20 protein-coding genes and 2 pseudogenes are annotated in these 24,087 nt (G+C 45.5%); 11 read left to right on the top strand and 11 right to left on the bottom strand.

What is annotated here, in order from left to right:
* Window positions 1-83: 83 nt before the first annotated feature.
* A complete protein-coding gene (gene secD / locus QUA56_RS17370; protein WP_333359716.1) occupies window positions 84-1,481 on the top strand; it encodes a protein translocase subunit SecD in 1,398 nt (465 codons plus the stop codon).
* A gap of 31 nt (window positions 1,482-1,512) precedes the next feature.
* Here secD and QUA56_RS17365 read toward each other — a convergent pair whose 3' ends face one another.
* A complete protein-coding gene (locus tag QUA56_RS17365; protein ID WP_333359725.1) occupies window positions 1,513-1,818 on the bottom strand; it encodes a hypothetical protein in 306 nt (101 codons plus the stop codon).
* On the opposite strand from QUA56_RS17365, the gene secF reads away from it, so the two are divergent.
* Window positions 1,712-2,680 carry a protein translocase subunit SecF gene (gene secF / locus QUA56_RS17360; protein WP_333359714.1) on the top strand — a complete coding sequence of 323 codons (969 nt, stop codon included), beginning with the start codon at window positions 1,712-1,714 and terminating at the stop codon, window positions 2,678-2,680. The two genes, QUA56_RS17365 and secF, sit on opposite strands and share 107 nt — an antisense overlap.
* 95 nt (window positions 2,681-2,775) lie before the next feature.
* On the top strand, window positions 2,776-3,162 hold the full coding sequence (locus tag QUA56_RS17355) for a hypothetical protein (protein ID WP_333359712.1): 387 nt from the start codon (window positions 2,776-2,778) through the stop codon (window positions 3,160-3,162).
* Window positions 3,163-3,457: 295 nt separating this feature from the next.
* Here the strand turns inward: QUA56_RS17355 and QUA56_RS17350 are convergent, their stop codons facing one another.
* The 3 genes from QUA56_RS17350 to QUA56_RS36845 form a co-directional block, all read right to left on the bottom strand.
* Window positions 3,458-4,942 carry an ATP-binding protein gene (locus QUA56_RS17350; protein ID WP_333359710.1) on the bottom strand — a complete coding sequence of 495 codons (1,485 nt, stop codon included), beginning with the start codon at window positions 4,940-4,942 and terminating at the stop codon, window positions 3,458-3,460.
* 432 nt (window positions 4,943-5,374) lie between these two features.
* Entirely contained in the window at window positions 5,375-5,542 is a 168-nt protein-coding gene (locus QUA56_RS17345) for a hypothetical protein (RefSeq protein WP_333359708.1), read from the bottom strand.
* Window positions 5,526-5,648: a hypothetical protein gene (locus tag QUA56_RS36845; protein WP_445242918.1), complete on the bottom strand. Its 123-nt coding sequence runs from the start codon at window positions 5,646-5,648 to the stop codon at window positions 5,526-5,528. The genes QUA56_RS17345 and QUA56_RS36845 overlap by 17 nt, the downstream gene beginning before the upstream one ends.
* 721 nt (window positions 5,649-6,369) lie before the next feature.
* Here QUA56_RS36845 and QUA56_RS17340 point away from each other — a divergent pair.
* Entirely contained in the window at window positions 6,370-6,768 is a 399-nt protein-coding gene (locus QUA56_RS17340) for a DUF4342 domain-containing protein (protein ID WP_333359706.1), read from the top strand.
* 341 nt (window positions 6,769-7,109) lie between these two features.
* Here the strand turns inward: QUA56_RS17340 and QUA56_RS17335 are convergent.
* Window positions 7,110-7,502 (bottom strand): annotated as a pseudogene (locus tag QUA56_RS17335) (transposase); the annotation flags it as partial.
* A gap of 548 nt (window positions 7,503-8,050) precedes the next feature.
* On the opposite strand from QUA56_RS17335, the gene QUA56_RS17330 reads away from it, so the two are divergent.
* Entirely contained in the window at window positions 8,051-8,887 is an 837-nt protein-coding gene (locus tag QUA56_RS17330; RefSeq protein WP_333359704.1) for a hypothetical protein, read from the top strand.
* Between the two features lie 189 nt (window positions 8,888-9,076).
* Here the strand turns inward: QUA56_RS17330 and QUA56_RS17325 are convergent, their stop codons facing one another.
* From QUA56_RS17325 to QUA56_RS17315, 3 genes are all read right to left on the bottom strand, one after another.
* The gene (locus QUA56_RS17325) at window positions 9,077-10,462 is read right to left on the bottom strand and encodes a hypothetical protein (RefSeq protein ID WP_333359702.1); all 1,386 of its coding nucleotides are present in this window, start codon (window positions 10,460-10,462) and stop codon (window positions 9,077-9,079) included.
* A 329-nt stretch (window positions 10,463-10,791) separates the two neighbouring features.
* Window positions 10,792-11,427: a type I restriction enzyme endonuclease domain-containing protein gene (locus QUA56_RS17320; protein WP_333359701.1), complete on the bottom strand. Its 636-nt coding sequence runs from the start codon at window positions 11,425-11,427 to the stop codon at window positions 10,792-10,794.
* 225 nt (window positions 11,428-11,652) lie between these two features.
* The gene (locus QUA56_RS17315) at window positions 11,653-11,868 is read right to left on the bottom strand and encodes a hypothetical protein (RefSeq protein ID WP_333359699.1); all 216 of its coding nucleotides are present in this window, start codon (window positions 11,866-11,868) and stop codon (window positions 11,653-11,655) included.
* A gap of 121 nt (window positions 11,869-11,989) precedes the next feature.
* On the opposite strand from QUA56_RS17315, the gene QUA56_RS17310 reads away from it, so the two are divergent.
* The 4 genes and pseudogenes from QUA56_RS17310 to QUA56_RS17290 all read left to right on the top strand — a co-directional run bounded on the left by QUA56_RS17310 (window position 11,990) and on the right by QUA56_RS17290 (window position 15,474).
* On the top strand, window positions 11,990-13,582 hold the full coding sequence (locus tag QUA56_RS17310; RefSeq protein ID WP_333359723.1) for a metallophosphoesterase: 1,593 nt from the start codon (window positions 11,990-11,992) through the stop codon (window positions 13,580-13,582).
* Window positions 13,583-13,655: 73 nt separating this feature from the next.
* Window positions 13,656-14,014 (top strand): annotated as a pseudogene (locus QUA56_RS17300) (DUF3891 family protein).
* Between the two features lie 67 nt (window positions 14,015-14,081).
* On the top strand, window positions 14,082-14,240 hold the full coding sequence (locus QUA56_RS17295) for a hypothetical protein (RefSeq protein ID WP_333359693.1): 159 nt from the start codon (window positions 14,082-14,084) through the stop codon (window positions 14,238-14,240).
* Between the two features lie 274 nt (window positions 14,241-14,514).
* Window positions 14,515-15,474 carry a YegS/Rv2252/BmrU family lipid kinase gene (locus QUA56_RS17290; protein WP_333359692.1) on the top strand — a complete coding sequence of 320 codons (960 nt, stop codon included), beginning with the start codon at window positions 14,515-14,517 and terminating at the stop codon, window positions 15,472-15,474.
* A 237-nt stretch (window positions 15,475-15,711) separates the two neighbouring features.
* On the opposite strand, the gene QUA56_RS17285 is transcribed toward QUA56_RS17290, so the two are convergent.
* The gene (locus QUA56_RS17285) at window positions 15,712-16,068 is read right to left on the bottom strand and encodes a hypothetical protein (protein ID WP_006631047.1); all 357 of its coding nucleotides are present in this window, start codon (window positions 16,066-16,068) and stop codon (window positions 15,712-15,714) included.
* A gap of 371 nt (window positions 16,069-16,439) precedes the next feature.
* Here QUA56_RS17285 and QUA56_RS17280 point away from each other — a divergent pair, with 371 nt between their 5' ends.
* Window positions 16,440-20,900, top strand: a complete 4,461-nt coding sequence (locus QUA56_RS17280; RefSeq protein ID WP_333359690.1) for a WD40 domain-containing protein — start codon at window positions 16,440-16,442, stop codon at window positions 20,898-20,900.
* Between the two features lie 19 nt (window positions 20,901-20,919).
* Complete coding sequence (locus QUA56_RS17275; protein ID WP_333329233.1) at window positions 20,920-21,135, top strand: hypothetical protein; 216 nt, start codon at window positions 20,920-20,922, stop codon at window positions 21,133-21,135.
* Window positions 21,136-21,244: 109 nt separating this feature from the next.
* Here the strand turns inward: QUA56_RS17275 and QUA56_RS17270 are convergent, their stop codons facing one another.
* Both QUA56_RS17270 and QUA56_RS17265 read right to left on the bottom strand, forming a co-directional pair.
* Entirely contained in the window at window positions 21,245-22,972 is a 1,728-nt protein-coding gene (locus QUA56_RS17270; RefSeq protein ID WP_333359688.1) for an ABC transporter ATP-binding protein, read from the bottom strand.
* Window positions 22,973-23,312: 340 nt separating this feature from the next.
* The gene (locus QUA56_RS17265; protein ID WP_333359686.1) at window positions 23,313-23,795 is read right to left on the bottom strand and encodes an FxLYD domain-containing protein; all 483 of its coding nucleotides are present in this window, start codon (window positions 23,793-23,795) and stop codon (window positions 23,313-23,315) included.
* Between the last annotated feature and the right edge of the window lie 292 nt (window positions 23,796-24,087).

Raw genomic sequence — 24,087 nt, 5'->3', positions numbered from 1 at the left:
CCAATAACCAATAACCAATAACCAATAACCAATAACCAATAACCAATAACCAATAACCAATAACCAATAACCAATAATTAAATATGCAAAAACAACGTTCAATATTAGCCCTAATTTTTGTTTTAATCATCGCCGCCATTACTGTAATAGTAATAATGCCGACGCGGCTGGGATTAGACTTGCAAGGAGGGTCGCAACTCACAATTCAGGTAAAAACTACCCCCACAATTCCCAAAATTGACCAGGGAATGTTAGAAGCAGTGCGGCGGATTGTCGAAAACCGCGTCAACGGTTTGGGCGTTTCCGAAGCATTAGTCCAAACAGTAGGAGAAGACCAAATTCTCGTGCAGTTGCCCGGAGTAAATGACCCGCAGCAAGCCGAACGAGTTTTGGGCGGCACGGCCAAGCTAGAATTTCTGGAACAACTGCCCGGAACAGAAACACAATTAGCCATTGAAAGGCAGTTGCAGCAGGAATTGCTGGTTAAACAAACAGCATTGAAAACTAGCAACAATGAGGCGGCTATTAAAGAAAATCAGGCTGCTTTGAAAAGAAGCAATGAGGCGATCGCCAAACTCTTCAAAAGCAGCGGCCTCGGCGGCGAAAACCTCAAAGACGCTCAACCTCAACCCTTGGCCTCTGGGAACAACTGGAACGTTGCTCTCCGTTTCGATACCCCAGGAGGAGAACTATTTGCCCAACTCACTAAAAATTTAGCCGGCACCGGACGCACTATCGGCATTTTTCTAGACGAAAGAATGATCAGTTCTCCAGTCGTCGGCGTTGAATTTGCCCAAACAGGAATTACTGGTGGAAGTGCCGTAATTCAAGGCAACTTTACAACGCAAGAAGCCAACGATTTAGCAGTGCAATTGCGGGGCGGCGCTTTGCCGGTGCCGGTCGAAATTGTAGAAAACCGCACGATCGGCGCTAGCTTGGGTAGAGACAGCATTCAAAGCAGTATTAACGCAGGTATCGGCGGCTTAATTTTAGTCTTGATTTTCATGGTTGCCTACTATCGACTCCCCGGCGTAATTGCCAATATTGCGCTGTTAATTTATGCTCTGTTAACTTGGGCAGCTTTCGTGCTTTTGGGAGTGACATTAACGCTGCCGGGAATTGCTGGTTTTGTGCTCAGCATCGGGATGGCAGTGGATGCTAACGTGCTGATTTTTGAGCGCACGCGAGAAGAGTTGCGGGCGGGAAAAACGCTTTATCGATCGGTAGAATCGGGTTTTTACCGCGCTTTTTCCAGCATTTTAGACGGCAACGTCACAACAGTTATTGCTTGTGCTGCTTTGTTCTGGTTGGGCGCTGGTTTAGTTAAAGGGTTTGCTGTAACTCTGGCATTGGGCGTAGTAGTGAGTATGTTTACTGCTATTACTTGCAGCCGCACTCTACTTTTGGTAGTGTTGGGCTTTCCGGCCCTGCGAAAACCTCAGTGGTTCTGTCCCGGTTTGTCGAAAACTGCTAATAGTTAACTGTTAACTGTTGACTGTTGACTGTTAACTGTTAACAGACTACGCAAGGTACGCACTCGGTAAGGTACGCATTGCCCACGCTACATTGAGAAGTTTTTCTTCCCTCTTCCTTCTTCCCTCTTCCTTCTTCCTTCTTCCTTCTTCCTTCTTCCCTCTTCCTTCTTCCCTCTTCCTTCTTCCCTCTTCCTTCTTCCCTCTTCCTTCTTCCCTCTTCCCTCTTCCTTCTAATTATGAAATTCAGTGTTATTAAACAGCGATCGATCTGGTGGAGTATTTCCGCCGCTATAATCCTTGCAGGTATAGTGTCGATGGCGATTTCTTGGACTCGTCCCGACATCCGCGCACCGCTGCGCCCCAGTTTAGATTTTATCGGCGGCACTCGCCTGCAATTTGAACTTGACTGCACGAAACCGGAAAATTGTAAACCGATCGATCTTGCTGCTGTCCGCGAAATTCTAGACACCCAAGGTTTAGCTGGCAGTAGCATTCAAGTTATCGGCAAAGAACAGCGCGGTTTGTCGCTGCGAACGAAAACTTTGGATGTCGAACAGCGGACTAATTTACAAACAGCTTTGAGCGAAAAAATAGGTGCTTTTGCTCCTCAATCTACTCAAATTGATACAGTTGGGCCTACCCTCGGCAAACAATTATTTACTTCGGGATTGTTGGCTTTATTGCTTTCTTTTGCTGGCATTACTCTTTATCTCACATTCCGATTTCAGTTAGATTATGCCTTTTTTGCCTTCGTTGCTTTGTTTCACGACGTGTTAATTACTGTTGGTGTTTTCTCGTTTTTGGGTTTAGTTCTAGGGGTGGAAGTAGACAGTTTATTTGTGGTCGCTCTCTTGACAATTATCGGTTTTTCTGTTAACGATACAGTGGTAATTTACGATCGCGTGCGAGAAGTAATCAAGCTAAATCCGGGACAGTCGATCGATCAAATTGTCGATGATGCGGTCATGCAGACGCTGGGAAGGTCAATTAACACGACGATGACAACGCTGCTGACATTGTTTTCAATCTTTTTGTTTGGCGGCGAAACCCTCAAATACTTTGCTTTAGCTTTGATTGTCGGCTTTATTGCGGGTGCGTATTCGAGTATTTTCATTGCCAGTACGCTGCTAGCTTGGTGGCGCAGTCGCACCGGCAACTCTATCCCCGTCCCCGCAGAAGGAATCAACCAGTCAGAGGAAGTTTAGTTGACTGTTGACGGTTAACTGGTGACGGTTAACTGTTGACCGTTGACTGACTAATGACTACTGACTAATGACTAATGACTCATAACTAATGACTAATGACTAATGAAAGCGACGCAAATTTTCAAATAGAAGTCCAAAGGCTTCACAAACTAACAGTTTACGGCCGCTGGTTAACTGTGATATTGCTGTGGATTAGCGTCGGTTCTTTGAGCATTTGGGGTTTGCGCCGCGAAATCGCTTTGTGGTTAGAACACTTCACTTGGGCTGCGGTGCGCTACGGTTTATCTTTTCACCGCTGGCCGACTCTCGGTTTGGGTTTGTGCTTGGGAATGACTTTAGCTGTGCTAACTTGGCAAAGTCGCAATAGATTGCGAGGATTGCCCCTGCGGGAAAAACAGGGTTTGGAACAACAAGTGCGCCGCATTCGCCAGCGGGGGCCGAGTCATCCTTTGTGGAAGTGGGTTTGCAAAGGTTCGCAGTAGGTATGGGCTTGATTCTTGGCGTTGCACAATTTGAGGATGATTCTTGTGGGGTGTCCCGCCTGCTTTGAAAATACAGCGGACGGGCGGGACGCCCATCCCACAAAACAATCAAAATCATCCCGCAATTTTGCAACGCCTTATTCTTTAGTCTCTTAGAGAGGAACGAAAGTTTGACAAGAAGCGGTTTAAACCGCCAAGTCCCTAACTTTTATTGCTTTTTCCTTCTTCCTTCTTCCTTCTTCCTTCTTCCTTCTTCCTTCTTCCTTCTTCCTTCTTCCTTCTTCCTTCTCCTGCATCACGCAAAGCGAGGCAAAATTTGTGCTGCGGAAGACTGTTGAAGTGGAATTTCGATCGCAAATTCTGCTCCTTTTCCCTGTTCCGAAAAGCACTTCAATTCGCCACCGTGTTGGTTCACAACAATTTCATAGCTAATCGACAGTCCCAAACCAGTTCCTTGACCGACTGGCTTAGTCGTAAAGAAAGGGTCAAACAACCGCTTCCGAACATCTTCTGTCATCCCCGGGCCGTTGTCAGAAATCTTAATTATGACCTTTTTTTTCTCAATTAACTCCGTGCGAATCCGAATCTCAGGAATCACGCGGGTAGAGTTATAAATAGATGGTTGAGTATTTGTCAGAGGCTGCTTTTGCTCGCCTGCTTGCGACTTGTTCAGGTTTTTTTTATCGACGTTTTCGTCTTTGTTCGACTCAACAAGAGCGTAAATGGCATTAAGTAAAATATTCATAAATACCTGATTGAGCTGTCCGGGATAGCACTGCACCAGCGGCAATTCGCTGTATTCTTTGTGAATTGCGATCGCCTCCTGCCCCAGTTTCCCTTTAAGCTGGCTTTGCAAAAGCATAATCGTATTGTTGATACCTTCGTGAATGTTGACCTGCTTCATTTGAGCTTCGTCTAACCTGCAAAAATTCCGCAGCGACAAAACGATGTCGCGCACTCTTTCTGCACCTTGCTGCATGGAATTTAAGACTTTCGGCAAGTCTTCCAGCAAATAATCGAGTTCGATATTTGCTGATTCGGCTTCAATTGCTGCGATGGATTCGGGACAGTGCTGCTGATAGAGGTCTAGCATCCGCATTAATGCTTGCGTGTACTCTTTAGCGTGGTGCAAATTGCTGTATATGAAGCCGATCGGATTGTTAATTTCGTGAGCGACTCCTGCTATTAACTGCCCCAAAGAAGACATTTTCTCTGTTTGAATTAGTTGAGTTTGAGTGCGCTGAAGTTCCAGCAGGGCAAGTTCGAGCTGTTGGGCTTGATGTCTCAATTGCGCTTGCGACTCGCGCATCGCCACTGTTGACAACTCGTGAATTTGCAACTGAGAAAGCAGCAGTTGGTGTACGTCTAAAAGTTTGTAAGTTTCGGGCTCTACTTGTACTACAATGGGTTCGTGGATTAGTTCGGGCGATCGCTCCAAAGACTGCCGCACTGCTGTCATAATTGAGGTTTCGCGATCGAGAACCAACATATCAGTTTTAGTAAAGCGGTAGAGTATGAACAAAGGCTGTTGAGAAAATAACTCCAAACTGTAGGGGCGGCTCATGTGTTCAAAATAACGCCGCCGCGAAATCATCCCTATAAACTTTCCTTGCTGAGTGATGATGATGCCGGGAACTAAAGGGTTTGCTTGAAAAATTTTAGCAACTTCGTCCCCCAGACACTCAGACTCTAGGCGAAAGTCGTACAGGGTTAATTCCTGTAGAGTCGATCGCAAACCAAGCGGCGATTTCAGGGGACTCAACCCGTCAGTTTCATACACTGCTCCCTCCTTTGGTAATTGGCAGTTGCTGTTGGCTGCTGGACTATTGCCTACTATTTAGATAGCCTTTTCAACTCTTTTTATAGCTTGGTCATTAACTCTTTTCTGCTCGCTCAAATTCAGTTAAATCAGCAGGATTTTTTAAATCTTAAATCGTGCTGGTGTCACCTGAAACGATGGCAGGTTAGATTAATTTAACAGCAGACACCCCTTTGAAAACTGACTAGGTAGTAAATTTTATCTATCCAAGATTCTAGTAATCTGAATATAGCAGTCATAACTATTTTTAATGTTTGATGACATTAATTTGCTTCAGATTGATAGACATATGCGACCTGTGGCAGTAAATTTGGTATTACCCGTTGCGTAAAATTATATTACAATAAGACAAGAATAGCGACAAATTGGCAGCCGATCGCCCGCTTTGAGAATTCAGGCCAAATCGGTTTCGGGGAATTGCCAAGAAATGTCAATAGTCAGCGGTTTCGCACAAATGCCGATCGCACTGAACCCGGGGATTGTATTGCAGGTAGTCTCGGAGCCAGCGACAGCCGATTGCGAGAAAGTTGTCAAGTTCGGCAGCTTATACTTTAGCAGCATCGAGACTCCAAAGCTTCACCAACGAATTTTTCCCGGCAGATGCTAAAGTTGTGCGATCGCAACTAAAACTCATGCTCCACACATCCGCTTGATGTTCCTTAAAAATTTGCAGAATAGTACCGTCTGGCCGCCAACTCGATATTCAAATTCTGTCGCCGGTAAATCGGACACGGAGAATAAAGACGAAGCAGAAGGAAATAATTCTATTTTACCAGAATTTTCCGCAACCTCAACTTCAATTTGAGGAAGTTGGTTTGCTTGCGATAATATTTCAATCGTTCTTTCTTCTCCTCCCCCTTTATTTTACGCAATTCTCATTAGAAACTCTAAGATGTTGATTGGAGTAACCTCGGGGGGCCGGGTTTTATTTGGCGATCGCACTGAACTAAATTGAAATGACACTTGAGGAAAGTAAGCGACGGTTTCCATGTGCGGTTTGCCGAACTAAATGTGCTAACTCTATACACGGCGGGACGATCGCACTTTCAGTACAATGTCAGTATTTCAATCGGTACACCTGTTGAGTCTGAGTCTGCGAGAGTGTAAATGCCCCTCTAATCCTTTGGCTGTATGGATCTGAGGTTTTTGAAGGGTGGGCCGGTGCGAAGCCCAGAAGCAGACTGTCAACCAAGCGGCACAAGGAGAGAGGGACAGACGGAAGAAGCCCAGAAGCGAGAGAGTGAGGGAATTTTCATCATCATATCTTGATAAAATTACGACAGCAGCAGCAATATCACCCAAAAGAATGATTGATCGATTAAAAGTTGCGTGTTATGTTTCAATATAATTCTATACAAAAATACTTTTACCTAAAAGGAGAACAAAAAATGGACACACCTACAGATCGCGAACAAGAACCTGTCGGAGCAAGAGAACTCGAATCAATACCTGTATCAGAAAAAGTTTCTGCCCAAAAAGTTACTGAGGTTAATTTTGAAACGACTCCTTTAGAAACCCCTGCTTATACTCAGGAAAAAGTTAGCGTCGAGGAGTTGAAGATTAACGGCGAGGATTTGGTTGCGAAAGTTAAAGAACTGATTCACGAAAGCAATATCCGCCGCATCATTATCAAAAATGAAGAGGGACGGATTTTGGTAGAAGTTCCTCTGACGGTGGGAGTAGTCGGCGGAGTCATCGGTGCGGCTTTGTTTCCAGTCATTGCAGCAGTAGGAGCGATAGGTGCATTAGTTGCTCACATGACCATCATCATTGAAAGAAAAGAGTAAAAAAACTCAGTTGTTAGTAATAGCTGATGTCCGGTTAATTTCCCGTAATAAAGCTTGTTGGTGGTGAGTACGACCTTCCTCTCTTGATAAATGAGAAAAAACTTGCCTTTATTACTACTAACGTAATTGTGGTTATCTAACCGGACTTCAACAAATTTCAAGCCCAAACAGGCTTGATAATAAATATAGCAATCCTCGCATCAGTTTCAATAACTGGTTCCCAGGCTAAACGCCTGGGAATCAATGTCCCGAGGCTCTGCCTCGCGAAAATCGAGGCTCTTCCTCCGGATCTGCGTTACCAGGCTCTTCCTGGTAACGAGTAGAATCATTTAGGATTGCTATAGATGGTTGGTAACTGTTACTGCTTCCTTCTCTGTTTTGCCGATTTCACGCCATGTATTGTCTTCCGACTCAGGCAGTAAAGTTGCCACTTTTAAGGGCGATCTGAATCATCTATGATGAGGCTAAATCCTCGACTAATCCTGGTTTGGCGACGCTGATTCATTTGACTGAATGACCGAGGCGCTGCAGTGAAAAAATAGTGTAATTTGTAGTAAGTTACTCCGACAGCGTGTGCCACCATCTGCGAGAGATTTTTTCGCTCCCGAGTTGCCAATAATCCGCCTAAATATTTCCTAAACTCCCGTTTTTGGGCTTGATGACGAAAGATACAGTCAAATCTTTGACACCATTTATCAAAGCAGGGGCATTGCTGCGGGGGTTATCTCTTTCATTGCTGATATTTTAACGTTATATGCTTGCAGAGCAAACATTATGCAGCATATTCGGTGGTTCATCAAGTACAGTAGCAGCCTTAATTATGTGGTGTTAATCCTCCGGGTGCGTCGCTGCGAAATATTGAATAAAACTTGCAGATTTTTGAGGGCGACGCACCTTACACGGGCGATCGCCAGATTTTGTGTAACAGATATACATCGAATATGCTGTAAATAACTCATTTAGCCCGTATTTTGTGTTTAAGTCCGGCTAATCCTATTCCTTTAGGGGACTCTGCCAATCACTCTTAGGGTAGAGCCTGGTTAATGCGTTCGCGAGTTAGATTCTATACAGATCGAGGAAAACCAAAAGTTCTCTAAACTCCCTAAGCAGAAAGCTGTTAAGCATTTAAAGTGGGTACGAGCAAAACGCCCAACGCTTACACCTGAATCTTGACAGCGAATTGAAATAAGTGATTTCAATGCTCAACAACTTAGCTCAAGTTTTCAAACCAGAGCATCTCCTACAGACAAATATTTTTTGAATAGTTGTGGCGAAGATAATTATGAAACCTAACGAAGAAAATAGCTCTAGCCGTGAAATTCATCAAGAAGTTCACACAGATGCAACTAACGGTCACGTCAGTACAACGCGAACTACTACAAGTGTGCCGAGTACAACGGGGAAAGCTTCTAAAGAAGCAGCTCATCACCAAGGTTACGTACAGGGTGAAATGGCGGAAAACCACCGTCAACTTGGAGTCCAAGAAGTCCGCGATAATGAGAATGCTGGTCGCGGGTTACTGTTAGGGATTCTTCTTGCTTCTTTGGCCGGCTTAGTTCTGGGCAGTGTATATTACTTCAATCGGGGTGAGGAGGCTCCTACTCCTACTGCTGCTCCTGTGATTGTTGTACCGAAAGCGAATCAGCCTTCAGCATCACCTGCTCCGACTCGGATTATAGAGAGAGAAAAAACGATCGTTGAAAAGGTTGTTCCGGTTCAACCAAGTCCAGTTCAAAAGGCTACGACTGCTCCTCAACCAAGTCCAGCTCAAAACGCAACTCCGGCTCCTCAAGCAAATCCGGCTCCCAATATAAATATTACGGTTCCAAATTCACAGCAGCAAGATGCACCCGCTCAGCAAGCAGCGCCGGCTCCATCTTCGCCGTCAAATAATACCAATACTACGGTTCCGACTCCGCAGAATGAGCCAGCTTCCACTCCACCAACTCCAGCACCTGAGAGTTCAGCTACTCCATCTCCAACTCAAGATGATGGCGCTTCGGGAGCAGGTACGAGCGGCAAAACTAATAGGGAAAGCCAGAGCGATTCTAATCCTACAGGTACGGCTGTACCTGATAGCAACTCCGGCGCAGAGGGTGCGGCTGGTTCACAGAAATAGAAGTTGGATGTCGAATTAGTCCGCATGGGGTTCAAATCCCAGACTCATAGCTAAAGTCCTTTAAATAGGACTTTTTTTTATGGTTTAAATGGATTTTTCTTCAATCATACCAAGATTAGATCGTGGCTGAACTCAAGGAACCAGGTTTCTGCGATAAGAGCGTTTTAAGATTGTGCAAACATCTTTCTGCTAAGAAACAGTTTGGTGAGCTAATTTAACTTTCCCTAAAGCCATCTTCCTGCTGTCAAAGAGTTTCATAACCCCGGATGCGATGGTCTCGATGACATCGGGAGCGCAGTAAGAGAGAAACTCTTCTGAGGAAATATGACCTGCAAAAAACTCTTGAGCTTTCTTCAAAAAGTTTTCAGTTTCAGCAAAGCCGATAGATTTGATAATAAACGTAGCCACGGGTGAGTTTTTAATATCATAGGGAGATTCTTGATTGCGTCCTATTGCTAACAAATCTAAAACCTCTTTTTGCAACTGACTTTCTAAGGGGTAGGCGATCTGTCGGTTGGGCAAGTAATCCTCCAAAACCGATGTTTTAAATCCTGGTGCGCGCAGTTCTCCCATCATAGTTGAAAGCGGAATGTCGCGCCCCAAACGGTAGGAAAGAGCTTCTAAAATGGCGATGGTAATTAGCTTGACCCCCAGATAAAGTTTAGCAACTGCGATGTTTTTTCGAGTTTGGGCAATCATGTTAGCGTAGGTTTGATCGTCCGGCTCTTGCTTAAACTGCTGGAAAACAAGTTCGGGTTTGAGGAAGTTCAAAAATCCTTCCATTTTTTGCAGAGACTTGCGATATCCACCAACAGTATAGGAATTGACATTGCTCAATTCGTGGTTGGTTTCCGGCATCAAGTTCCAGGTATTGTCTAAGAAATTAGAGGAATTTGGAGAGGCAAAATTCTCGACATCCCGATTTGCTAACCTGACAGAACGCTTGACAATTTCTACGGTTTCGGCATCATTCCATCCAAAATCAAAATCGCGATTTACATTTACTAACCGCTGGTGCAAAAGTTCGATCGCGCTCAAACCGCTGGGCGAAACCGGACGAAAAGGGATAGTAGCTTCGATGCAAGTGGCGATTTCGGCGATCGTACTAGCTGGCAAAAAAGGTTCCAAAGATTTGGCAGCAATAACGGCACTCAAAAATTCGTTTTGGCCGGCAAACGGAGAGAGAGTCTTGCCGGGAATAAACCCAAATACTGAAGCCACAAGCTGATACATGGCATCGTCGGGCAGTTCGGTTTCATCTCTAATAACTAACTGCGATCGCACCTCTTTGACAAAAGGACAAATGGCGCTGCTAATATTGAAACCGACACCCTGATCGACTTGCACGTACACTAGGTCGTGAAACAGTGCAGCCAGCACCTCGATCGGATCGACTGACCCCCCGACCTCAAAAATGTGTTCTGACGTGTGAAAGTAGCGCCAAGGCCCCCTCATCGTTTGAATGATCAGCTCGGCTATTTGTTCTAACTTGGCAATTTCGACTCTACCGCCTAATTGCTCGATCGAGCTGACCAAACAATCCAAACACCGTTTTTGTTCTCCGAAAAGCTCCATTTACGCACCTCCAGTGCATTCCCTGATTGTCTTGCGCTTGATTGCATGGTATCAAAACGCGCTGCCATCCTGCCATGATTCGTGACTCAAAAATTGCAAATTTTAGGGTGAAAGAGGGGAGGGGGAGAGGAAAAGAGGGAGACGGGGCGAGGGGGAGAGAGGGAGAGGTAGGAAAAGGGAGCTCGGGAAATTAAATATTAAAAATTCCGCATTTGTGGCGATTGGCGGCAATTGGGCGGTTGGTATCATAAATTACAGTAAAGCTAATAAAAATTGGTAAAGTTTTGATGAAATTTTGATACAAGCTGTGGGTGGCTGATTATTCAGCTTTAAGCTGCTGCGGTGTAAATACTGCGTCCAGCCTCAGAATAACATTCGCAGACGTGTTGGTAAACCTCTTGGCACTTGCGCTGATACGCTTCGATTGAGTAGCTTTCGGGCAATTGGTCTAAAGCTTCGTCGATCGCCACTTTAACTGCTGCCTTGGTTTGCTGTCGCCTGCGCCAATCTAACACTAATTTTTCTTGCTTGAGGGTTGACAAAAGCTCCTTTGCTACTTTCTTAATTTCCACCTTTTCTTTCTCGGTTAAAGTAATATCTGGTTTAGTCAACAAATCAAAAATTGCTAACTCTTCCTCGGTCAATTTTTCTGATATTGCACGTTTATCCTCAAGATTGAGCTCTTGGGCAAATTCCACCAAATCGGCAAAAAATATCTCGACATTGCGGGAACCAGCATTATATTCATCAATCATTTGCTGGAACTTGTCTAAGTAATTCATCCGGCTTTTGTTGAGGCGTAGCATCTGCGTTAATTGACTGCTAATTATGCCTTTGAGTTTCTCTGTTTCGGTGTGTTTGTAACCAGATGCAAACTGGGTTTTGAGGGCGTCAAAGTCAATCTGGCTGAGGTCGATGAGTTGGTTGGATTCGGGGATGACATATGTTAAAGTACCGATCGACATATCTCGGAAAAACCCTCAAAAAAACCAAAAGAATCTCAAGGACAATCGGGATTTGTGCCAGTTCAAGCTAGGTGGGTCATCGAGCGCTCGAATTGTTGGATGGAAAGGTGTAAAATTCTCATCAAAAACTCCCTTGAGAACCTTAGATAATGCAACTGCCAAGATGAATCTTTGTTTTATTAGGTTGATGATTAAGAGGCTGGCTTCTTAGATATCAAATGGGTTCTATAGCAAATCCGTTAGCATCGGAATTAATATTACCCGAAATCTGGAGACGGCAGTGCCGTTTCCAGACAATATTATTTTGAGGTAGGGAAACGGCAATGCCGTCTCCTCCGTTGCTCGCGATCGCGATGGCGTCCCGCCCCGCAAGCTACGATTATTTTGGATTCGAGAAACGGCATTGCCGTTTCCCGAAAAGTCACGGCTGGGAAACGGCATTGCCGTTTCCCGAAAAGTAAATGAATTTTCAGCTTTGAGAGAGAGGTAAAAACTCCCCCGATCGCTACACTATGATTAACTAGGAACTCAGCAATTTGGGAGAAGAGGTGAATTGAAATTCGTGTCCGACCCGCGAATAACAGTCAAAATCCGCAAAATGAACGAGCGGGTGCGGTGGCAAGAACAGTCGATCGTCGCTCGGGCGATCGACCAAACTAAAATTATTTTGGACGATGGAGTTGCAGACAATCCTGAGTTTTCGTTTTTAGTCGCAGGCGACAGCGGCACGGGCAACCACCGCGGCCACAATCCCCAGCGGCAAGTGGCCGAACTGATGCTCTCGGAGCGCGAAAATTGCCGTTTCCTCCTCCACACGGGCGATGTCGTTTATCTCGTCGGTTCCAGCGAATATTACTTGCAAAACTTTATTAGCCCCTACCGAGAATTTATAGTCGGCGGCGAGCAACCCTCTCGGATTGCCTACGATCGCATGGTGTTTAACTTTCCGTTTTTGCCAGTACCGGGAAACCACGACTATTACGACTTGCCCATAGTCTACGGCATTCTGTCGGCGACAGCTTTGCCGCTGCGCCGGCTGTTGGGTTCCAAGTTGGATCTCGATGTCGGCTGGCACGGTTCCGATCGCGGAAATACCTATGCTAAAGCGTTTCTCGACTACCTCAAAGCTTACAAATTGCCGGGAGAACTCGATCGCCACCTAGACGCCCGCTACACCGCCAGCACCAGCACAGGCCGCTGCCTCCGCTACCAACCCGGACGCTTTACCCGCTTACCCAACCGCTATTACACTTTCCGCAGCGGCGGTATAGACTTTTTCGCCCTCGACTCCAACACCTTCAACGAACCCTTGCCGATCCCGAAAACCCAACAGGGCGACATTCGCCGCCAGAATTTGGAACTCGATCGGCAGAAGTTGGAACAAGAAAAATTGGCATTGCTCGAAATCTGCGCTCGGCTGAACCCCCAAATTCCCGAGGAAGCGGAACATCTAGACGACTTGGCAGCCAAATTAGAGCAAGTTGACGAAATCCTGATGGATATTGACAAACAACTGTCGCTCGACAAAACAGCTACAGACGTTGAACAGCTCGAATGGCTGAAAAAAAGACTGATTGCGTCTTGGGCTGATTCTGATGTGCGGGGGCGGGTAATTTACCTGCACCATCCCCCCTACGTGACGGAGGCGACAAAGTGGAATCAAGCTCAAACTTTGGCGGTGCGGTTGCGATTGCGCGAGGTACTCGACGGAGTGGCCGATGCAGTTGGGGAGGCGGCCCGGGGGCGTCCGCTAGTAGATTTGGTGCTGACCGGCCACGCTCACTGTTTGGAATACCTGCGGACTGGGGATACGGGACACGGCGACTCTGGGATTAATTGGATTGTCTGCGGGGGAAGCGGCCACAGTCTCCGGCGCCAGCGCCCGGAAGGGCGGGTGTTGCACGAAGCATCGAGTCCAGAAGCTTATCGCTCGGCGCGATCGGCCGGGCGATCGGCAAAAGGCGATCGAGGGATAGCGGAATCTTTGCTATTTGTCGGCCGCAGCGGTCAAGGTTCCCACAAACGCCGTCCTTATTCGTGTTTGCGGATTGATGTTTTGGACGGGTGTCCGCCCAAGTTCCGCATTCAACCTTTAATTGTCGAACGATTTGAGGGGAAATGGCACGATCTCTCGATCGAACCTTTTGTGATTTAACTTTGGTTTTTCTGCAAGTCTCGATCGCCTTAAAAAGGTGGACGTTGACCGGTATCGCGGTAGGTGGGTAGCAATGCTGATTTCTATGCACGTGAACTATCTCATTGAAGGACAGCGGGGAGAATCGAAGGAACTCGACGAATTTTTGGGCGAACAACTCGAAAATCAAAAAAGTGGCGCCAGGAGTTGAAGATTTCTCAACAAGAGGCAGAATCAGCTTATGCTTTTTTCCAGTGGTGCGATCGGCTATCATTAATTCTTTGCACCCGCGAGTTGCCCGCCGGAGAACGAGCTTTAGAAATTAGTGTCGGCCCGGACGGCAAGCGCTACGATCTTTTACAGAACAGCAACCAACTCGTGACAAGCGAATTTCAAAGGTGGTACCCGCCCCGGATTTATCCGTGGAATCAATCGAAAGCATCTGGAATCTAAAATCCTCAAGCCGCCGACTCGATCCGTGGGGTCAATCCAAAATCTCAAATCTCAAATCTAAAATCGAATGGCTGTAACTCCTTGGCCTTTTGAAGAGGATAAGTTTACTGTGAACGTCGAAGCGTGCCATTTGGATAAAGTCAAGTTTGACAGCAACCAGGAAATTAAGGAAGCGCTGCACAAAGCTCCGCGCGAAGTCTTAGAGTGGACTTTTGTCAAGTCTTAATTAAACCTCTGAAAAATAGGTGAGGGTTGTTGTCGGAGTTTGGCGGGCCTTGCGTTTGTGTAAAATTCAGGTTAAAACCATGTCTAAATCAGGGTTATAGTTGAGTCTTGACCCCCCCTAACCCCCTTTAATCAGGGGGTGACAGGAACACTCAAAGTCAACCCCTGCTCCCCTGATTAAGGGGAATGCTAGGGTATCGAAACTTCGATACAAACGAAAAAAATCGAGGGTTTCTGTTCAGCGATTACCTATTACCGATTACCTATTACTAAACATGAAACGTTCAGCTTGTCTAATATTCAATCCCGTCGCCGGCAACAGCGACCCCGACCAAGACTTAGCTACAATTCAGGAAATTTTAGAGCCTTTTATTGACTTAGACATTAGGCTGACAACCCGAGAAGTAGACGCAGATCACATCGCCCGCGAAGCAGTTGCTAGGGGAGTTGAGGAAATTATTGCTTCCGGGGGCGACGGTACATTATCAGCGGTTGCTGGGGCAATTGTCAGCACAAATATTCCTTTAGGAATTATTTCGCGGGGAACTGCTAATGCTTTTGCTAATGCTTTAGACCTTCCAAATACAATTGAAGCCGCCTGCGAAACTATTGTGGGAGGGTTGACGCGGGTGGTGGATGCGGCAATTTGCAACGGTGAAATGCCGATGGTTTTGTTAGCTGGAGTGGGTTTTGAGGCGGAAACCGTCGAACTTGCCGATCGCGAAATGAAGAATCGCTGGGGAATGCTGGCTTACATTCTGTCAGGAATTAAACAGTTAAACAATTTAGAAAGATTTGAAGCGGAAATCGAAACTGAAGATAAAATTATCAGCCTGACTGCTGTCGCCGTGACAGTGGCGAATGCAGCGCCGCCTACTTCCATTTTAGCTCAAGGGCCTGCCGGGATTATTTTTGATGACGGCTTGCTGGACGTGACGCTGGTGGCGCCTCAGAATAAAGCAGGGGCGATCGCAGCTTCTTATCATCTATTGCAAACAGCTTTGAGCGGCAATGCTACCGATCGCGACGACATCGGTTATTTGCGGGCAAAAAAAGTAAAAATTACTACCGATCCGCCTCAAAAATTGGTTGTAGACGGGGAAATTACGGGCATGACTCCGGTTTCTATTGAGTGCGTTCCGGGAGGTTTAACTATTTTTGTACCGCGAGTTGAAATAGAGCCACTTGTGGAAAAACTCACCGGTTTAGCGGACATCGAAATTACATTGAAGTAGAATTAAGCTATTGGGCATCTAAATTGTATTTCTTGGGCGGGATTTCTGGCCCAACCCTACTCCCCACAAGACTTTTCTTAAACATGACTATACAATTTAAATGCACTTCAGCTTAGTAATCCATATATGTAGGTTGGGTTGAGGTAACGAAACCCAACTCTTTATTTAAAGCAAGATGTTGGGCGGAGCGAAGCGTAGGGTTCGCTCGCGCTCAACCCAACCTACATATGCAGTTTTTTATGCGTCTAAGATTTGGCGAATGCGGCGCTCCAAACGTTCGAGATCGAGTCCGCCTTCATCGCGGCTGATGCGGCGCACGGTGACGTTAACATTGCTCAAATCTGCCAGCAAATCTTGCAGTATTTCTTGTTGTTGGCGAGCTTGAGTTATTTCGCGCGGTTCCTGCACCAAATCGCGGACGATCGTATCTTCAGCGCGGGAAGCAACGATCGGGTCTGCTTCGCCATCTACGTGCACGAAAGTGCGGCGACCGGGCCCCCGTTCTTCTTCAATTGGTATTACTGCCGTTACGCGATCGGAGCGTACATATTTGCCAAATCCCAGGTGGACTAAGACAGAAGATTGTATTTTCATAGATAGCAAGATTTATTTGTTAGTTATCTATATTTTAACTTTTAAAACTATGATTTGACAACTAATATCAAAGCTTTTTATACTACAATGTATGTCGGTTTTTGCTCTATTTTATTGTTGCCGCATTGAGGGAAAAATGCTAATATTTTTGATGGTGGAACTTACGCAGGGAACCCAGAAACCGGGTTTTTCACGAAGAGAGGCGTTCTAGCCACCAGATTCGGTAAAAACCCGGTTTGTTCGATCGGAGTGCGTAAATCCTGTTAACATAAAATTCAAGCAGTTTGCGATCGCCCGCAACACCTTTCAGGGACACAGCCTACCGATTTGAGATTTGAGCATTACGACAGCGGATAAACAGGAAGACCTCCATGATCCCAATTAGTCTCGACTTAGTTATCAGCCTCCTGACGGCAATTCCCATCGCTGCCATCAAAGACAAGCTTCAGCGCAACGAAGCTGTCATCAAATTATTAAAAAAATTCAACCTCGAACCCGACGCGCCGCCAGCCGATTTCGCGGGAGTCTATGTTTATACTTTAGTAGAGTATGGCGCTGGGAAACCCAAGCAGATTTTAGAACTATTTCGGCAACCAGAGATTAAAGAAGCATTTCGCAAAGCCTTCGAGTGCGACAGCCCAGCTATGCTGGTGAAAGCAGGCGAAGAATATCTCAGCCAGTCTGCTTTTGGCCAAGAAATTCGAGATTTAGGCATTGACCCCAGACGGGAATTCATGGCATTTGCAGCCGTGTTTATGGAAGTAGCAAAGCGGACGCGCACCCTTGGCGATGTGATGGTGGGAAATGCGATCGCCTCTTTGCAAAAACGCCTATCTATGGTAATGGATCGCATCGATCGCCTCCCCACTATCGAAGGAATTCGCACCGAATTTGCACGCTTAGAAACCGAAGATTATCCGGCACTTTCCGCAGCAGCATCAACGAATATTCAAAAGTCTCAAGCTTTTATTTTATCGCAACAAGTTCGCGGTTGGTTTGAAACCTTAAGTTATAAGTTTGAGCCATATCAAATCTCGGAGGATAACTATTTTGAATGGATTATCAATGTCCCGGTTAGACGCAATCGGTACGATCGCATTTTAGTGCGCGGAATTGCCGGAGAAGCGGGACTCAGAGACATCTCAGCCTTGCGCGAATCTGTAGCAAAACAGCGCACCGATGAAGGTTGGTTAGTCACCGCCCGCCGCATCAGTCGCGCAGCGCGGGATGAAGTACATAAACCCGAAAATCGCGATCTAGCTTGCTATACCTTCGATGAATTGCTCGACCAAGATGCCGATTTTACCGCTTATCTGGATTGGCTAGAAACTGAAATTACCAGCCGAGAAATTGATACCAAATATGTGCCGCTAGCTTGTACGAAAGAAGAAATTGACCCCGATACTCACCGCAAGATAGGCGTGAGTCATTATGACGGGCGAGATGGCTGGATCGAAGGTTATATTGACCTGTGGTTGAATGACCCAGTAAAAGAACATATTTCAGTTTTAGGAGAATTTGGAACTGGGAAAACTTGGTTTGCGATGCACTATGCTTGGATGGCGCTGCAACGCTACCGAGATGCTCAAAAACGCGGTTTAGAACGTCCGCGTTTGCCGTTAGTAATTCCTTTGCGAGATTACGCCAAAGCAGTTAGTGTCGAGTCGCTATTTTCCGAGTTTTTCTTTCGCAAGCACGAGATACCTTTGGCGGGTTATTCGGCTTTTGAACAACTGAATCGCATGGGTAAATTTCTGTTAATTTTCGACGGTTTTGATGAAATGGCCGCTAAGTGCGATCGGCAAGAAACCATCAACAACTTCTGGGAACTAGCAAAAGCCGTGGTTCCCGGCGCAAAAGTCATCCTCACTTGCCGTACCGAACACTTTCCTGAAGGCAAGGAAGGACGGGCATTGTTCAATGCAGAACTGCAAGCATCAACAACCATTTTAACAGGCGAAACTCCCCAATTTGAAGTATTAGAATTAGAGAAATTTAACGACGAGCAAATTCGGCAAGCGCTGTCATTTCAAACAGAAGCGGCGACAGTTGAAAAAGTGATGGGAAACCTGCAACTATTGGATTTAGCGCGTCGCCCGGTGATGACAGAGTTAATTTTGGAAGCATTGCCCGATATTGAAGCTGGAAAACCAGTCGATATGTCGCGGATCTATCTGTATGCGGTGCGGCGGAAGATAGAGAGAGATATCAAAGCAGAACGGACTTTTACTTCGTTAGCAGATAAGCTTTACTTTTTGTGCGAACTGTCTTGGGAAATGCTGTCTACCGACCAAATGAGCCTGAATTATCGCGGTTTTCCCGATCGCATTCGCAGCTTATTTGGTTCAGTGGTGCAAGAGGAAAAAGACTTAGACCACTGGCACTACGACATGATGGGTCAAACGATGCTGATTCGCAATGCAGATGGGGATTATACTCCGGCGCACCGTTCGTTATTAGAGTTTTTTGTCGCTTATAAATTTGCAGCAGAATTGGGAGTTTTGGCGGCAGATTTTACCGAATTAGTTGCGCCGGAACAGTCTTGTGTCAACCCTGATGCAGAACCTCGATCGTACACTTGGTCAAATTATTGTCGGCTTCAGGCTCAGAAGAGAAATAACAACGAACTGATCGCGCCTTTGAAAGGATTTGTTGCTGAAGATTTAGGTCAAATTCTTCAGAGTTTCGGACAAGCGCCCCTGACGAAAGCTGTGATGGATTTGTTGTTGCCGATGGTTTCAGAAAGCGGGGTTTTGCCGCTTCTGGAAATTATAGAAGCAACGCGGGGTCAAACTGAAAGCGAGGTGGGTTATGTGGGAGGAAATGCAGCAACTCTGTTGTTAAAAAAGGACAATGCTGCTTTAGAAGGAAAAGACCTTTCTCATACCATTATTAAAGGTGCTAATTTTACAAATTCTAGTCTGCGGCGCACCAATTTGACCGAGGCTAATTTAGCAGAATCTGTTTTTGCTAAAGCCTTTGGTAATTCTTGGTCTGTGGCATTTAGTCCAGATGGCAAACTGTTTACTACAGGTGGCCAAGACCGTATTGTTCGTTTGTGGGATGCCGTAAGTGCCAAAGAACTTTTAACTTGTCGGGGACATAAAAATTCAGTACGTTCAGTTGCTTTCAGTCCCGATGGTGAATGGCTTGCTAGTGGCAGTTGTGACAACACGATAAAGCTTTGGGATAGCCACACCGGAGAATGTTTGCGGACTTTCACCGGCCATGAAGATTGGGTTTATTCAGTCGCTTTTAGTCCTGACAGTAAATGGCTGATCAGTGGCAGTTATGATAAAACGCTCAAGCTTTGGGATAGCCATACCGGAGACTGTTTGCGAACATTTACCGGACATGAAAATAAAGTGCGTTCAGTCGCCTTCAATCCCGACGGTGAATGGCTGATCAGTGCCAGTCTTGACAACACTATTAAGCTTTGGGATCGCCATACGGGAGAGTGTTTGCGGACTTTCACAGGGCATGAAAATTCGGTTTTTTCAGTAGTCTTCAGTCCCGACGGTGAATGGGTTGCCAGTGGCAGCTTTGACAACACTATTAAGCTTTGGGATAGCCATACAGGAGAGTGTTTGCAGACTTTCACCGGACATGAAAATTCGATAAATTTAGTTACTTTTAGTCCCGATGGTGAATGGCTTATGAGTGGCAGTGATGACAATACCATCAAGCTTTGGAATAGCAATACCGGAAAGTGTTTGCGGACTTTCACCGGACATGAAAATTCGGTTCTTTCAGTAGTCTTCAGTCCCGATGGTCAATGGCTGATTAGTGGCAGTTTTGACAGCAGTATTAAACTCTGGGATAGCAATACGGGAGAGTGTTTGCGGACTTTTACTGGATATGAAAATTCGGTTCTTTCAGTAGTCTTCAGTCCCGACGGTGAATGGCTTGCCAGTGGCAGTAATGATAATACTATTCAACTCTGGGATAGCCATACCAAAAAGTGTATAAAGACTTTCAAAGGACATGCAAGTAGAGTACGTTCAGTTGCTTTCAGTCCCGATGGTGAATGGCTTGCTAGTGGCAGTTGTGACAACACGATAAAGCTTTGGGATAGCCACACCGGAGAATGTTTGCGGACTTTCACTGGCCATGAAAATTGGGTTTATTCAGTCGCTTTTAGTCCTGACAGTAAATGGCTGATCAGTGGCAGTTATGACAATACTATCAAGCTTTGGAATAGCCATATTGGAGAGTGTTTGCGGACTTTCACCGGACACCAAAATTGGGTTGTTTCAGTTGCATTCAGTCCCGACGGTGAATGGCTTGCCAGTGGCAGTGTTGACAACATTATTAAGCTTTGGGATAGCCATACGGGAGAGTGCTTACAGAGTTTTACTGGACATGAAAATTCAGTGCGTTCAGTTGCATTCAGTCCCGACGGTGAATGGCTTGCCAGCAGCAGTTTTGACAACACGATCAAGTTTTGGAATAGCCATACTGGAGAGTGTTTGCGGACTTTCACCGGACATGAAAATTGGGTTCTTTCTGTCGCATTCAGTCCCAATGGTGAATGGCTTGCCAGTGGCAGTGTTGACAACATCATTAAACTGTGGGATAGCCATACGGGAGAGTGTTTGTGGACTTTCACCGAACATGAAAACGCGGTTATTTCAGTCGCCTTTAGTCCCAACGGTGAATGCCTTGCCAGTAGCAGCGGTGACAACACGATTAAACTTTGGGATGTCAATACAGGAGAGTGCATCAAGACTCTCACAGATGGACTTTATGAGGAGATGAATATCACGGGCGTTACGGGTTTAACCGAAGTTGAAAAATCCACGCTCAAAGCTTTAGGGGCTGTGGAAAATTAATCATCGCAAAGGAGGAAGTATGCAGTCAGCAATACGGATTACAACCAAAGTTCTTGCAGGAAATAAACTTGAAATTCAAGTGCCACCTGGTTCTGTGGGTGAAGAGGTTGAAGTTTTTGTGATTATACCAGAAAAGCCTTGGAAAACTTTTTTTGATAGTTTGAATATGTTTTCTGACGACTTTATGCTAGTCAGAGATCAATTGTCTTTGGAGACGAGAGAGGCTTTTGAATGAAACTTTTGCTAGATTAGGACTTACGCACGGGTGGTCAGAAACCGGGTTTGTTCGAGCATACTTCGTTGAGGCCAGCAGAAACGGCCAAAAACCCGGTTTCTAACGTAGCCTACTGACTAAACTGTTGAGCGTAGTAGCCAGCATATCGATCGCCCTTTTCTAGCAATTCCTCATGCGTCCCCGATTCCACAATTCTGCCTTTTTCCAAAACTAAAATGCGATCGGCTCTCCGCACAGTCGCCAAGCGGTGAGCGATAATAAACACCGTGCGATCGCGCATCAATCTTTCCAGCGCTTCTTGCACTAAACCTTCGGATTCCGAATCCAGCGCCGATGTCGCTTCATCCAAAATCAATATTCTGGGATCAAGCAAAACTGCACGGGCGATCGCAATTCTTTGTTTCTGTCCCCCAGATAAGTTTACACCCCTTTCTCCTACCCAAGTTTGATAGCCGTCGGGAAACTCACTAATGAATTGATGAGCGTTAGCAATCTCCGCAGCTTTTTGCACATCTTTCAGTTCATAATAAGATTGACCGAAAGCGATATTTTGAGCAATTGTACCCGAAAATAAAATCGTTTCTTGCGGTACAATTCCGATTTGCCTCCGCAGAGTATTTAAGGTGACATCTTGAATATCAATACCGTCAATTAAAATCTGTCCCGCTTGCGGATCGTAAAATCTGGGTAACAAGTTTACTAAAGTAGTTTTACCCGCACCGGATGCACCCACGAGGGCAATCATTTCTCCGGGAAGCACCAACAAACTCATGTTTTGCAGAATCGGTGTCTCTGAGTTATAGGCAAAATTAATATTGCGGTATTCGACTTTTCCGGTAACGTGGGGCAGTTCAATTGCACCCGGTTTTTCAACTACAGCGGGTTGAATTGCTAATAATTCAAAAATGCGATCGCTAGAAGCTTCTCCCTGCTTAAAATCCCCATAATTAGCAGTGGTAATTGCGATCGGGTCAATTAAAAGTGCCACCCCTGCTATATAACTGATAAATTGAGTACCTGTGAGATTTCCTTGAGAAATTTGCCAACCTCCTAGAAAAAAGAGCAAAATCACGCTCATCGCTTCCAGAAAGCCAACAACCACGAACTGAAGCGCTTTTACTCTTTCCGACAAATACTTAGCGCGGCGGTTTTGTTCTGCTTCTTCTCCAAAGCGGGCAATTTCGTAATCTTCAGCCACAAACGCTTTAATTAAACGAATGCCGCTAAATACTTCTGTCAGCAAAGCGGATAAATCAGAAATGCGATTTTGACTTTGCCGCGAATAACTCAGCAATCTTTCACCAAACCAGCCAATTAAGATAGCCATCAGCGGTGCGATAATTAATGCACCTAAAGTTAATTGCCAGTTGAGATAAATCATATATCCCAGGACGGCAATTAGCTGCAAAACACAAGGGATAAACTGATGAAAAAATTTATTTACGACTTCGCCAATGCGGTCAATATCTTCGGTGAGGCGGTAAGATAAATCTCCGGTTTTGGCAGTTTCAAAGTAGCCGAGATTGAGTTTTTGCAGGTGGGAGTAGACTTTTTTGCGGATTTCTAAAGCAATAGTCAAAGCTGCTTTTGCCATCAGCGTATCTTGACCGTACTGGGCTGTACCGCGAATGAGAAATATAATGGCGCTGAGTGCAGCAATTTGAGCGAACCCTTGTAAATCTCCTTTGCCTATAAATTTGGCTGTTTCGCCAACCAGCCACGCTATAATCGGCCAAAATACGGTAAATACTACGGTACAAGCTAATGCTTTACCGATGGTTTGTTTTTGGGGACGGAGGTAGGGTAAGATTTGCCAGTATGTCGATCGAGTTTTCAAGATATTTTGCCCTCGCAAATTCTGTTTTTGGGAATCTCTGCAAGAATATTCAAACTTCGATCCCCCCTAACCCCCCTTAATAAGGGGGGGACAAGATTATTATTCAAAGTCCCCCTTCTTAAGGGGGATTTAGGGGGATCTCTGCGTAAGTCATAGAGATATCTGAGCCTGAATATAATATCAGCGATCGGTAAATAATACTAATTCTCAAAACTCATGGAATAGTTGCTGTAGGGTGCGTCGCCATCTACAATCTTCAAAAACAGCGACAATCTCAAAGCGACGCACCTTACTATAACCTCGATCGGGTTTCTGGAAGTGGGTCGCCATCTATCAACAATCATTCTTGCCCGTCAGCATGAGTCGCTAGTACCTGAGCCCCCGCGACAACTTCGCCCCGAAAGGCGGCTGACTGTCCGGGTGCAAGAGTAACTGGTTCAGCGTAGATAAATCCGTTGTCAATTAAATTGCCTGACTCGTCCAAAACTTCATAATTGACTTTGACATTCTTGATTGTTTTGCACCCTTGATTAAGCACTTGACCGCTGAAAAAGTTGCCGTCATAATTGGCGGCCGCAATTGACACTTTAGCAGCAATGTTGGAACCGGGAATGCAAGTTTGGGAAGTTCCCGACGCTGGCTGTTTCTCGCACAACTTGCCCAAGTCTACTGTTTTGCCGTCGGGAGTTTTCATGTAGCAAAACGGTTCGTCTATTTCGGAGTTTTGAGCAATTGTATTTGTAGAGTCTGCAAGCAAAGGGCGAGCTGATATCGGCGAGATTAGCAAACTTGATAAAGCTACTATTAAATGTAAAATTTTCATATTTTTTGGGGATGTTTTCAAGTCTATTGTACTAGATACTTTACATAAAATTTACGCTTACATATCTATATATAAATAGCTTTCACTTAATGCTATAAAACTGAGATTGCGTAGGTTGGGTTGAGGAACGAAACCCAACTTTTTTGCTGGAAGTAGGTGTTGGGCGGAGCGAAGCGTAGGGTTCACTTCGTTCAACCCAACCTACAAATCTAAAAACTTAATGCTATAAAACTGAGATTGCGTAGGTTGGGTTGAGGAACGAAACCCAACTTTTTTGCTGGAAGTAGGTGTT

Source organism: Microcoleus sp. N3A4, assembly GCF_036701805.1.
GTDB lineage: Bacteria > Cyanobacteriota > Cyanobacteriia > Cyanobacteriales > Microcoleaceae > Microcoleus.
The sequence above is the reverse complement of the archived record's forward strand: the minus strand, read 5'-3'. Positions and strand labels throughout refer to the sequence as shown.

Excerpts from the sequence above, each read along its gene's own strand:
- QUA56_RS17265 (WP_333359686.1), bottom strand. The coding sequence starts at position 23,795 with ATGAAAATTTTACATTTAATAGTAGCTTTATCAAGTTTGCTAATCTCG.
- QUA56_RS17325 (WP_333359702.1), bottom strand. The coding sequence starts at position 10,462 with ATGGAGCTTTTCGGAGAACAAAAACGGTGTTTGGATTGTTTGGTCAGC.
- QUA56_RS17280 (WP_333359690.1), top strand. The coding sequence starts at position 16,440 with ATGATCCCAATTAGTCTCGACTTAGTTATCAGCCTCCTGACGGCAATT.
- QUA56_RS17295 (WP_333359693.1), top strand. The coding sequence starts at position 14,082 with ATGGCTGTAACTCCTTGGCCTTTTGAAGAGGATAAGTTTACTGTGAAC.
- QUA56_RS17355 (WP_333359712.1), top strand. The coding sequence starts at position 2,776 with ATGACTAATGAAAGCGACGCAAATTTTCAAATAGAAGTCCAAAGGCTT.
- QUA56_RS17275 (WP_333329233.1), top strand. The coding sequence starts at position 20,920 with ATGCAGTCAGCAATACGGATTACAACCAAAGTTCTTGCAGGAAATAAA.
- QUA56_RS17315 (WP_333359699.1), bottom strand. The coding sequence starts at position 11,868 with ATGCCGTTTCCCAGCCGTGACTTTTCGGGAAACGGCAATGCCGTTTCT.
- QUA56_RS17340 (WP_333359706.1), top strand. The coding sequence starts at position 6,370 with ATGGACACACCTACAGATCGCGAACAAGAACCTGTCGGAGCAAGAGAA.
- QUA56_RS17365 (WP_333359725.1), bottom strand. The coding sequence starts at position 1,818 with ATGTCGGGACGAGTCCAAGAAATCGCCATCGACACTATACCTGCAAGG.
- secD (WP_333359716.1), top strand. The coding sequence starts at position 84 with ATGCAAAAACAACGTTCAATATTAGCCCTAATTTTTGTTTTAATCATC.
- QUA56_RS17345 (WP_333359708.1), bottom strand. The coding sequence starts at position 5,542 with ATGCTGCTAAAGTATAAGCTGCCGAACTTGACAACTTTCTCGCAATCG.
- QUA56_RS17290 (WP_333359692.1), top strand. The coding sequence starts at position 14,515 with ATGAAACGTTCAGCTTGTCTAATATTCAATCCCGTCGCCGGCAACAGC.
- QUA56_RS17285 (WP_006631047.1), bottom strand. The coding sequence starts at position 16,068 with ATGAAAATACAATCTTCTGTCTTAGTCCACCTGGGATTTGGCAAATAT.
- secF (WP_333359714.1), top strand. The coding sequence starts at position 1,712 with ATGAAATTCAGTGTTATTAAACAGCGATCGATCTGGTGGAGTATTTCC.
- QUA56_RS17320 (WP_333359701.1), bottom strand. The coding sequence starts at position 11,427 with ATGTCGATCGGTACTTTAACATATGTCATCCCCGAATCCAACCAACTC.
- QUA56_RS17330 (WP_333359704.1), top strand. The coding sequence starts at position 8,051 with ATGAAACCTAACGAAGAAAATAGCTCTAGCCGTGAAATTCATCAAGAA.